Origin of the sequence: Parendozoicomonas verongulae, assembly GCF_009711465.1 — a bacterium.
Taxonomy (GTDB): domain Bacteria; phylum Pseudomonadota; class Gammaproteobacteria; order Pseudomonadales; family Endozoicomonadaceae; genus Sansalvadorimonas; species Sansalvadorimonas verongulae.
Map to the genome: position 1 here is coordinate 620 of NZ_SMME01000436.1, position 239 is coordinate 858.

Genomic DNA, 239 nt, shown 5'->3' on the forward strand with positions numbered 1-239 from the left:
TGCCCGGTGTAAGTGGAAGCAGAGTATCACCTGCCCCTGCCGCGCAACCTTCAACTCATTCAGACTGCTTAGCGCTCACCGCCGTAACAGCAGCGATGTTCGATGCAAGGGAAAGCAGAACACCACCTGCCTATGCGGCGCCAGCTTCGATACGGTCAACCAGCTTAACTCTCACCGCCGCAGTAGCAGCGACGCCTGTTGCAAGGGACAGTGGAACACCACCTGCCTCTGTGGCCTCA